We start from the raw sequence: 11155 nt of genomic DNA, 5'->3' as shown, positions 1-11155 counted from the left end.
ATCGCTGAGGATGATGAGGCTCCCTGACAAACGACCTGACAGGTATTACCCCAGAGTAGTGAGGAAAAGACCGACTAAATACCCCACAAAGAAAAATGCCAGTCAGCTTAACTGACTGGCATTACGCTTTATTTGCGGGCTTTTTTTTGACATTAGCTTCTCGCTTACGGCGAACTCTCACGCGCCTTACCGCTTATTTTTGATAAAGCGGAAGCAAGGCGATCCTACGCTTAATTTCCTGTACTTCTTTTAAGTACGCTTTACTGTCCACCCGCTGATATTGTTCAGTAAACGCTTGCTTACTTAAGCCTTCGGGCAGGCCTTCAATAGGCGGGATGATTTCAAGTTCACTTTGAATGCGCGCAATCGCATTTTGCACTTCCATCGCAGTATTTGGATGGGTAGCAACCTTTGCAAACTCAGTACCCGACATGTCTGCCGCTAAGTCTACAAAGCTATAGCCCGAACCACCATTGCCCCGGTCCATTAGCTCTTTAAACTCGCCAATTGCTAAAGACATACCTTGTTCAGCCATTAACTCTAATGCAGCAGAAATAATAAAGTGACGAGCCAAATCGTTGCGCTTGTGCAGCACAGCACCTCTGCGAGGCTTTAACGCTTTTTCGGAATCTGGCTGTATGTCGCCCACTAGAGTCCCAACACGATGATGCCCAACGTAAACCGCTAAAGCGAGGATTACCGCATTATTATGCAGTACTGCATCTTGAGGGGTTTGGCTTTGCTCTCTCGCCCGTGCCATCCCCTCGCGCAAGTATTCAATAAGGGATACCGGTTTACTTGATAAGGCTATTTCTCTACCAGACAAATAACGTAAATAGTACGCAGATAACTGCTGAAGCTCGGTCTGTTCGCTTACCGACATGTTCGACGCCACCACGTTTAACTCGCTTAGCAGCTCATCTAAACGCCCAACATCAAGGGTAAGTTCACCGCTTCTCATGGTCACACGTTCAACCCGCGATAACGCAATGGTGGCTATTTCTGATTGCGTATAAGAGTTCACCGTACGCTCTAAAAACCCAAGTAAAAAACGACCCGGAATGGTTAAGTCGCCAACTTGGACTTGCTCTATACGCAAGCTATCTCCAGGCAGTACTAGTGCTGACGCATTTACATAATAGCCCGTATTGTTGATAGCGTAAGTGACGTTAATGGTTCCCGCCAACGGCGTGATATTCACTACGCCCTTAAAGTCAGGTAATGCACGCTGTAACACACCCACTAAGCTTTCGACTTGGGTTTCGGTGAGCGTAACTTGATGCCCCTCTTCTCGGCGGGAAAACGCCTGTTGCAGCTGACCGAGGAGTTCATTAACGCTATCAGCACCATCTAGCTGTGTGGGCGCTGTCGATGCGACTAATGGCGCTTTTTGCACAGCCATAACCGTAATCGTAGCAACGCTTACTACAAGCAGAACAACAATGATGGCAAGAGTAATCAAAAGCCATTTTACGCTACGCAAAATCATGAGAAATCAGCTGTACCTGTCATAACAATGAATAAAAAATAAGTTAGCGCCTCTGGCGTTCTTTGCTGTAAAACAAAGAAAGTTACGCCCTAACGTGCTGGTTATACTACGTTATCTATTTTCGCGCCACCAGTGACAAGTGGCACGACAAGTCGGCAATTAACCACCACCGCATTCGCTAAAAAACGAGTTCGCAGTCCACCCAGTCTTTCAAGCTTGTATACCGCACTGTGGCCCCAGACAAGTCATGATGTTTCGACAAATCCGTGGGTATCACAACGCAGGCTAGGTTTGCAGCAAGTGCCGCTGTCATGCCGGTTTGCGTGTCTTCAATTGCCACACATTCACCGGGTATTTTTCCTAGCTTGTCCATTGCAAGCGCGTAACAATCAGGTGCTGGTTTGCTGTTTTCGACATCTTCCACGGCAACCACGCAAGAAATATAAGCACTTAAACCATACTGAGATAAGGTTTTTTCCACCGACTTTTTACTTCCCCCAGTCACAATGCCAATGGTGTAACCTTTGTTTGCACAATGTTCAATGGTTTCTTTAGCAAACGGCATTAAGGGAAAAGCTTGCTTATCTAAGTAGTCGCTAATGCTTTTGTGTTTTTGCTCTGCTAGCTGCTGCGGCGCTACATCAATATTAAAATGTTCGACGAGATCGACAGCATTTTGCTTTACTGGAATACCCGCCATCACTTCACAATAAAAATCCTCGCTTAATTCAACATCGTACCCCAGCAAAATGTCTTTCCACAGGTCAAAATGTACGGATTCTGAGTCAATAAGGGTACCGTCGTGATCAAATAATAGCGTTGTGGTTTTATCGCTTACCGCTAGCTGGCGGGTTGATGAAGAAACTGAGTGCAATGCCAAAATAAACCTCCTTGCTAGTTCAATACCGGTTTTGAAAACATATTGGGTGTCATCGATACCGAAAAAACGATAACACCTTTAGCCCCTGCTGCAGTGCTTTGATAATAGTGATTGTTTGCATGCCATATGTCAGAACATGCCAGAACAGTGCCAGTCCTGTGATACACTGGGGCATTCACGAGCTAGAACATTTTCAACGTGGAGCAAATTGGGTGCTTTACCACATACTAGGCTTTGCCAGTGCCGCGCTGTTTTTACTGACATGGTTAGGATTATGGTCACAAATTAAGGCCATGACGCGCTTTCACGTGCCCGTTTCTAGCGAAAGTGACGATGCTAACCACAGTCTGTCACTTAACCAGTTTGGCTCTAGCTATTTTGCCTTTTTCTCAATTTTCCTATTTGGCATTTCGGTAGAGCCTTTCAACCATTACTTGGTGTGGACACGATTTGGCGCGCTCATACTTACGCTCATTATCATTTGGAAAATATGGCAACACAGGCGCACTACAATTTCAGGCTATGTTGCCGCTGTTGCTCTGCTAGCTCTCATTGGTGGCACACTTTCCATTGCTTTTCGCCCTTTCCCAACGCTTGCACAGCTTGGCGCAAATACCTTAATGCTGGTCGTTACCGTCATCTTGTTTCAAGGTTCACTGCACCAGTGGTTTGTACTGCAGCGCAGACAAAAAGTGGGGTCGCTGTCATTTGCGCTGTTTCGCAATATATTGATAAAAGACGTTAGCACTTTATTGTTTGGCCTAACAATGCCATTAAGCCAAAGCTGGCCGCTACTTATCCTAAACGGCACTAGCGTAATTATGCGTGGCAGTATTTTATTGCAGATGCACAAACTAAAACGCCGAGAAATTTCCGTATAAGGATAGTTTCTCGGCGCTTCTACTTTGCTTTGTGTAGCAATAAGATTGCTTGTCTAGCGATCACTTGTTTGAACAGCGTTATCGATACACGCTTTTATAAATAAGCACAAAAGCGGCGCGTTTCTGCAATCTACAATGCCACTTCGGCCATATTACCTTTGCTTTCAAGCCATGTTTTACGGTCGCCAGAACGCTTCTTAGCAAGCAACATGTCCATCAACTCCATCATTTCTTCTGCGTCTTCAATGGTTAGCTGAACAAGGCGACGGGTGTTCGGGTCCATGGTGGTTTCGCGAAGCTGTAACGGGTTCATTTCCCCCAAGCCTTTGAAGCGCTGTACGTTGACTTTACCGCGTTTCTTTTCTGCTTCAATTCGGTCAAGAATGCCCTGCTTCTCGCCTTCATCTAGCGCGTAATATACCTCTTTGCCCACGTCTATTCTAAATAGCGGCGGCATAGCGACATACACATGGCCTTGCTCTACCAAGGTTCGGAAATGACGCACAAAGAGCGCACATAGCAACGTTGCAATGTGTAGCCCATCGGAGTCAGCATCGGCAAGAATACAAATTTTACCGTAGCGCAAACCAGACAGGTCCGTCGAATCTGGGTCGATACCTAGCGCAACTGAAATATCGTGAATTTCCTGTGATGCCAATACCTGAGAAGAGTCGACTTCCCAGCTATTTAAGATTTTACCGCGCAGCGGCATAATGGCCTGAAATTCTCGGTCTCGCGCTTGCTTGGCCGAGCCACCCGCCGAGTCACCCTCTACTAAAAACAGTTCAGAGTAAGAAATATCTTGTGATGAGCAGTCGGTCAGTTTACCGGGTAGTGCAGGCCCTTGGGTAACCTTTTTACGGGCAACCTTTTTGGTTTGACGAAGGCGGCGCTGTGCATTGTTGATACACATTTCAGCAAGGGCTTCGGCAATTTCCGTATGCTGGTTTAGCCAAAGGCTGAATGCGTCTTTCACCACGCCTGATACAAACGCACTGGCCTGACGTGAAGACAGGCGTTCTTTAGTCTGCCCGGCAAACTGCGGGTCCTGCATCTTAGTCGACAGGATATAGGCACAGCGGTCCCAAATGTCATCTGGCGATAATTTAACGCCACGGGGCATTAAGTTTCTAAATTCGCAAAATTCGCGCATTGACTCTAGTAAGCCTTGGCGCAGCCCGTTAACGTGTGTACCGCCTTGCGCTGTAGGAATAAGGTTAACGTAGCTTTCCGTTACTAAATCACCACCTTCAGGCAACCACATTACAGCCCAATCGGCGGCTTCTGTGTTGCCACTAAATGTACCTACAAATGGCGTGTCAGACGGCAAGGTTTCAAACTCTTCTACCGCTTGGTAGAGGTAGTCTTTAAGACCGTCTTCGTAATACCACTCTTGGCTTTCTTTGGTGATCTTGTTGTCGAAACGAATGCGCAGACCCGGGCTTAATACCGCTTTAGCGCGCAAGTTGTGCACAAGTCGACTGGCTGAGAATTTAGCCGAATCGAAATATTGCGGGTCAGGCCAGAAGTGAACACGGGTTCCTGTATTGCGCTTACCGCAGGTATCAATAACTTGTAAGTCTTCGACTTTGTCGCCGTTTTCAAAGGCAATTTGGTATACGTTACTGTCTCGTCGAATAGTTACTTCTACGCGAGTTGAAAGCGCGTTAACTACCGAGATCCCCACCCCGTGAAGACCACCAGAGAAGGCATAGTTTTTATTTGAAAATTTACCACCCGCGTGAAGCTTACATAGAATAAGCTCTACGCCTGTTATCCCTTCTTCAGGGTGGATATCTACCGGCATACCACGACCATCGTCGATAACTTCTAACGATTGGTCTTCATGCAAAATTACTTTGATGTTAGAGGCGTGCCCAGCAAGCGCTTCATCCACACTGTTATCGATGACTTCCTGACCCAAGTGATTTGGGCGGGTAGTGTCGGTATACATACCAGGGCGGCGTTTTACGGGGTCAAGGCCGTTTAAAACCTCGATAGCATCTGAATTGTATTGATTTGACATAGTTATGGTTGTTATTTAAGCCAGCGACAAAGAAAGAGGTACGCGGCGCTTAAGCAAAGCGCCGCACAGCATAGGTTTGATGTTAGCAGGGCGAGTACAGACTGGCAATGCGCTTATTTCAGCAAAAACTCGGCAATAGCAGGCAAGTGATTTTCGTAACCTACAAAGCTGTGATCGCCGCCTTCTTCAATAACCAGATGACTTTGTGCGTACTTTTCAGCCGCTAAGCGGTAATCCAGTGTTTCATCCTCGGTCTGAAGTAGCACTTTGTAATTGCCTGGCGTTTTAATTGAGGCAGCTTCTAATGCTTGGATTACCCCCATATCGCTTTCTACTATTTCAAACTTTTCTTTGCTGTAAGGGTTTTCGTGGGCACCGATAAACCCTTGCAATAGCTCGTAAGGGCGAACAGCGGGATTGATTAACACGGCTTTGCCACCAAACTTTTCAAGCAAAAACGTAGAGAGATACCCCCCCATTGAACTGCCAATAAGTTTCAGCCCGTTTTCAAGCAGTGCCGGTGTGTTCTCAATAAGTGAAATTAGCTGGTCTTCCACTTTGCTAGGAAAATTAGACAGCTCAGGAATGTGCAAGGTAACGTTCGAGTGATGCTGCTCAAAATACGCTTTGGTGGCTTGCGCCTTAATGGATTTCGGCGAACTTAAAAAGCCGTGGAGATATAAAATGTGCTGCATATTTTTCTCTACTCTGTGTTCTCTGTTCTTTTTTGTTTCTTTGTTTGCTCTAAACTCGATGCGAGTATGAAACGGGTTTTAACGCCAAACGCACCTAGCGCATCCTTCAAAGCCAAGCTCGACTGAGCTAAACCCTAACAACGGTAACGTTTACCGTGCCATCACCCATTAAACTCATCACCTGATACCCCGGCGCTTCATTGCTAACACCAAACTCGGGCCTCATTTCCCACTGCCAACATGTAGAAGGGCTGCCGTAAGAAGGCGTATTGTGCTTTCCTATCTGCTGACGCAACGGCGAATGTACGTGTCCGTGTAGTAAGGCTTTTATTTGCGGATATTCATCTGTAAGCGATACTAACCGCTGAGCATCAACCAAAGAGTGCTTATCCATCCAACTGTTCGAAGGCAATATGTGATGATGAAGCGCAACAAGATGATTTGTCTGCGGCGACGTAGTTAACGATTGCTCAAGCGCCTGTATATCGCTTTCTTTTACTTCCCCCGCTGCCGTATGCATATTACTTGTAGCGCGGGTATCCATGCCGTGTATTTGCCAATTGCACAAGCTTAACGAGTCATTGCTTTGTAGGTGCCGACTGCCAACGTACTTTTCGAAGTACGGATTATTGTCATGGTTTCCCGCCAGCACAAACCATTCTATATTTGCTGGCTCAATATGTTGCTCCATCAATGCAATAAAATGCTGATAGCTCTCAGGGGAATTATCGCCGCTAATATCCCCAGTAACCAGCACGACTACTTGGTGCTTTGCTCTCTGCGGGGGCTCGCTGGCAACTTCTTGAACAATGTAATTTTGGATATCAGAAAGCACGCGTGCTAGTGAATCATAGGGCGCGATGCCCGCATATCCCGTCTTATCTTTGTCTTTTAGTAAGTGGCAATCACTTAGCTGAATGAGTGTTATCACGCTTCAGAAGTAACGTTTGAGGAATGTTGCAAACAGAAGTTTAGCCATTCAGCTAAAAAGATATTCACCATGTGCTTTTCGTTACGCTGGCGCATTTTTAAATTCGGATACTCGTACGACGGTTCAAGCGCTCCCGTATTTTGACTATTGATGACTTCAGCCATGCGAGCGTCGTGATATAAGCGCACCGTCATGCTGGGCGTTAAATATGAGGGCATATCTTTAGTGGTTTGCTTAATGCTTAACGTACTGGTGTAGCGAGCAGACTCTACAATACGTATTTCATAAGACAGGCCGACACCAACCGAAAATTCATAGCTCAAATCTTCCGTATCGCAATCAGGCAAAATTCTCAGAACATGGGAGTAGTTCAGTTCGCAAAGCGCCTGCATTGAAGGAAGATGAGGTACGTATTTTCGTTGATTGCGTTGTGTCACGATGTCTGCCACTGCTCCAGAAGTTGTGTTTTGTGCATAAAGAACCATTGTAGCGCAATTACCGCTGCGGCGTTGTCAATATGGCCATTTTCCAACCATTCAAGGGCGGTATTTTCTTTTATTCGATGTACTTTAATGTCTTCAGACTCGCTTTCTAGGCCGTGAATGCCTTGCGCTTGGCTAGCATCAGTCTTTGCTATAAAAATGTGTAATCTTTCGGTCGTGCCGCCCGGGCTCGATAAATAACTCAGCGCTTTGGTTAATTTATCTAGGGTAATACCTGCCTCTTCCATCGACTCTCTATAGCATACAGACTCCGGTGTTTCTCCTTTGTCGATCATGCCCGCGATAATTTCTATTAACCAAGGGCTTGAAGATGTGGCTAATGCCCCAATTCTAACTTGCTCAATGAGCACAAACTCTTGGAGTTCAGGATCGTAGGGTAAGACCCCCACCGCATGACCGCGTTCAAATATTTCTCGCGTGACCGTGTCGCTCCATTCTCCATTAAAACACTTGTGCTTAAATTGATACTGATTCATGGTAAAGAAACCACGATACACTGGCTTAATGTCGGTGATTTCGACGTCATTTGAGGTAAATGAAAGGAATTCCTTGCTCATTTGCTGACACTTATGGTTCAAATAGATTTATCATACATAGTACATTTACACACCAACCATGTATACGCATGAAAAATGCGATACGGCGTGTGAGCGAATAACAGAAAACTCATATTACAAGTCGTCTATTACTATAATAATTGCGTGGGTAGATCACATATTCTGTTACAGTTAATCGAATACTGTTACGAGTTTGGACTTTCGGTTTGTGGTTGAATTTTCATACACTTGGTTTTAATAAGTCGTCTCAACGAATAAACGACGACGCAACTTGAACACAACAGGAAGACGTAAGCATGAAACGAACACTTCTGTCGCTAGTTATCGGTGTTTCGATGACAACTGGTGCGCTAGCCGATGACCTAATGCAGGTATATCAACAAGCACTGGCGAACGATCCATTGGTAAACCAAGCGAAAGCGCAACGTGATGCTGCGTTCGAAGGAATCAGTCTTAGCCGCGCAAGCCTACTACCCCAAATCTCTGGCTCTGTGGGTTACACCCAATCTGAATCAGAACGCTTCCAACAAGCGGCTGGTGACAACGGCCTTCAAGTATTCACAACAGATACTGAAGTAGACACGCTTAACTACGGTTTATCACTTTCAATGTCTTTATACGACCACGCAAACTGGTTGGGTCTAGACCGCGCAGAGAAAGTAGCTGAGCAAAGCGATGCTCAACTTGCCGCTAGCATGCAAGACGTTATCGTGCGTACGGTTACAGCTTACTTTGACGTATTGCGCGCGCGTGACAACGTAGAATTTGTAGGTGCTGAAAAACGCGCCATTGAACGTCAGCTTGAGCAAACACGCCAGCGCTTCGAGGTAGGTCTAACGGCTATTACTGACGTGCACGAAGCACAAGCGAACTACGACAGCACAGTAGCTCAGGAAATCCAAGCGAAAAACCAGCTTGAGTTTGCCCTTGAAGCACTTCGTGTTATTACCGGCAAGTACCACGATCGTCTTTTCGGTCTAAATACAGAGAATTTCTCTGCGACTATGCCAGTACCAGAAACGGTAGACAGCTGGCTAGAGACCGCACAGGACCAAAACCTTGCTCTATTAGTTGACCGTTTGGCCATGGACGTGGCAAAAGAAGATATTGCTATTGCGCGCTCTGGTCACTTGCCAACATTATCACTGTCTGGCAGCTACGGTCGCTCGAAAGATGATGTTGATGCTGAAATATTAAATGACGACGGCTCTACCACACCGTTTGGGTATGAAACGCCGTACTTGGATAACCAGTCAATTGGCATTACGCTGAACGTTCCAATCTATCAAGGCGGTAGCGTAAGCGCGCAAACGTCGCAAGCGAAGTACAACTACGTAGCGGCCAGCCAAGCTGCAGAGCAGACGTATCGTCAAACGGTACAGTCAGTTCGTAGCTCGTTTAATAACGTAAAAGCGTCTATCTCTACTATTCGCGCTCTTGAGCAGTCAGTGGTGTCTGCAGATAGCGCACTTAAGGCCACAGAAGCGGGCTTTGATGTAGGTACTCGTACTATTGTTGACGTATTAGACAGCACCCGTAACTTGTTTGATGCACGTCGTAACCTTGCGGGCGCACGCTATGACTTTATTCAGTCAGTGGTTACGCTTAAGCAAGCGGCAGGTACATTGACAGGTGAAGATGTGGCTATGATCAACCGTGGTCTTAAGCCAGCAGAAACCAAAACCAATGGCTAACATTGAGTAGTTGATTGCGCCAAGCGCTGTCAAAAGAATGAAAGGGTAGCCTATGCTGCCCTTTTTTATGCCTACTAGTTTTACTTAGTTAATAGCAAAAGCAGGCTCTATCCAAACGATGATGAGAAAGGAATGCTACGCCGCGGGCGTAAATCTTTTTAGTGCACTGAGCAGTTGGCGATATTCTGCGCGCAAGGCTTCAGCATTTTGTTTTGTTGGCGCGAAATTAGATAGGCGTTCAGCCACGATATGCAATTTCTCTTGCAACAACCGTAATTCATCATCCATGATTATGCCCTTTATTTTTAAGCCTATGTATTTGGCTAGATAAACGTTTAGGTCACGTGTGGCGACACAGGTTTTAAAACGCCTTTTGTGCCCCTACATTTGTAAGCAATAAGTGCCTTTATTCAGCACTACTGATTATTTAGTATACCGCCAATCGCGCTTACCACAAGCCCTTTGGTTATTTGGTTTTTCTTTGAGTGATAAATAGAAATGCAAGCCTCTGAACTTCAAAATAAATTTGAGCGCATTCGAGCCAATAAATGGTTCGAAGCCTTTGTAATTAGCGTTATCGTTATTTCAGCGCTTCTCGTAGGTGCCAAAACCTATGAATTGCCAGCAGGCATGTCATCCGTCACGTTATTCTTAGATTGGTTTATCAGTGCATTCTTCCTGACAGAGATCACCATACGATTTTTGGCTGAAAAACGTAAACGCTACTTTTTCAAGAGCTTTTGGAACTGGTTTGACACACTGATTGTGGTTATTAGTCTCATTCCGGCAGACGATACCGAACTGGCACTTATCGCCCGTTTGGTGCGTGTGTTCCGCGTACTGCGTATGATTTCGATCATTCCCGAGCTCAGGATCTTATTAGTTTCTTTGGTTAAAGCACTGCCCCAATTAGCATATGTCATGCTGTTGATGTTTATCATTTTCTACATTTACGCAGCTATAGGTAGTACTTTATTCGAAACCATCAATCCCGTGCTGTGGGGCGATATCACTATCTCGATGCTAACGCTCTTTAGAATTATGACATTCGAAGATTGGACCGATGTAATGTACGAGACTCAGGAGGTTTACTCGCTAAGCTGGATTTTCTACCTTACCTTTATTTTCTTTACTGCGTTCGCGTTCTTGAACATGGTGATTGGGATCGTGGTGAACGTGATGGAAAGAGAAAACGAAAAAGCACGAGCAGAAAAAGAAGCCGCTTTACTCGAAGAGCAAATTGCACAAGGAAACGTAGAGCCAACCCTTCAAGATGTAATGAAAGAACTACGAGAGCTAAAGGCGCAGATTACTGCTAATAACGAACATAGCACGGTAGGCAAAACCAGCTAGGCGCGTTTTGCTCCAATAGCATGACCCGTCCTAAGATAGGTTGACAGTTTTTAGGCCAGCTCCAGTAGCTGGCCTTTTTGTTTGTGCACCTGATTAGGAGTTTTCATATCCAAACTAAGGTGCGGCCTCATTTCGTTGTAAATCTT

General features: G+C 45.7%; 11 protein-coding genes. 3 read left to right on the top strand and 8 right to left on the bottom strand.

Annotated elements, in window-relative coordinates:
* Window positions 1-193: 193 nt before the first annotated feature.
* Window positions 194-1489, bottom strand: coding sequence for a hypothetical protein (locus MHM87_RS19385; protein WP_239260755.1), 1296 nt, complete (start codon window positions 1487-1489; stop codon window positions 194-196).
* Between the two features lie 178 nt (window positions 1490-1667).
* Entirely contained in the window at window positions 1668-2369 is a 702-nt protein-coding gene (locus MHM87_RS19380; RefSeq protein ID WP_075175947.1) for an HAD family phosphatase, read from the bottom strand.
* Between the two features lie 212 nt (window positions 2370-2581).
* Between MHM87_RS19380 and MHM87_RS19375 the strand changes: the two genes are divergently transcribed.
* On the top strand, window positions 2582-3250 hold the full coding sequence (locus tag MHM87_RS19375) for a hypothetical protein (RefSeq protein WP_239260757.1): 669 nt from the start codon (window positions 2582-2584) through the stop codon (window positions 3248-3250).
* 130 nt (window positions 3251-3380) lie between these two features.
* On the opposite strand, the gene parE is transcribed toward MHM87_RS19375, so the two are convergent.
* The 5 genes from parE to nudF form a co-directional block, all read right to left on the bottom strand.
* Window positions 3381-5276 carry a DNA topoisomerase IV subunit B gene (gene parE / locus MHM87_RS19370; protein WP_239260753.1) on the bottom strand — a complete coding sequence of 632 codons (1896 nt, stop codon included), beginning with the start codon at window positions 5274-5276 and terminating at the stop codon, window positions 3381-3383.
* Window positions 5277-5389: 113 nt separating this feature from the next.
* Window positions 5390-5971, bottom strand: coding sequence for a YqiA/YcfP family alpha/beta fold hydrolase (locus MHM87_RS19365; protein WP_014948209.1), 582 nt, complete (start codon window positions 5969-5971; stop codon window positions 5390-5392).
* A 127-nt stretch (window positions 5972-6098) separates the two neighbouring features.
* Window positions 6099-6902 (bottom strand): metallophosphoesterase, encoded by an 804-nt coding sequence (locus MHM87_RS19360; RefSeq protein ID WP_239260751.1) that lies wholly within the window; start codon window positions 6900-6902, stop codon window positions 6099-6101.
* The gene (locus MHM87_RS19355) at window positions 6899-7294 is read right to left on the bottom strand and encodes a DUF1249 domain-containing protein (protein ID WP_014978277.1); all 396 of its coding nucleotides are present in this window, start codon (window positions 7292-7294) and stop codon (window positions 6899-6901) included. Before MHM87_RS19355 ends, MHM87_RS19360 begins: the two co-directional genes overlap by 4 nt.
* Window positions 7295-7335: 41 nt before the next feature.
* Window positions 7336-7962, bottom strand: coding sequence for an ADP-ribose diphosphatase (gene nudF, locus MHM87_RS19350; protein WP_239260749.1), 627 nt, complete (start codon window positions 7960-7962; stop codon window positions 7336-7338).
* 296 nt (window positions 7963-8258) lie between these two features.
* Here nudF and tolC point away from each other — a divergent pair, with 296 nt between their 5' ends.
* On the top strand, window positions 8259-9656 hold the full coding sequence (gene tolC, locus MHM87_RS19345) for an outer membrane channel protein TolC (protein ID WP_014978275.1): 1398 nt from the start codon (window positions 8259-8261) through the stop codon (window positions 9654-9656).
* 135 nt (window positions 9657-9791) lie between these two features.
* Here tolC and MHM87_RS19340 read toward each other — a convergent pair whose 3' ends face one another.
* A complete protein-coding gene (locus MHM87_RS19340; protein WP_014948204.1) occupies window positions 9792-9944 on the bottom strand; it encodes a hypothetical protein in 153 nt (50 codons plus the stop codon).
* 210 nt (window positions 9945-10154) lie between these two features.
* Here MHM87_RS19340 and MHM87_RS19335 point away from each other — a divergent pair, with 210 nt between their 5' ends.
* Window positions 10155-11009, top strand: coding sequence for an ion transporter (locus MHM87_RS19335; protein WP_239260747.1), 855 nt, complete (start codon window positions 10155-10157; stop codon window positions 11007-11009).
* The last annotated feature ends 146 nt before the right edge of the window (window positions 11010-11155 follow it).

Origin of the sequence: Alteromonas sp. Cnat3-28, from assembly GCF_022348265.1 — a bacterium.
Classification (GTDB): domain Bacteria; phylum Pseudomonadota; class Gammaproteobacteria; order Enterobacterales; family Alteromonadaceae; genus Alteromonas; species Alteromonas macleodii.
This window is presented reverse-complemented; position numbering and strand designations above follow the sequence as displayed.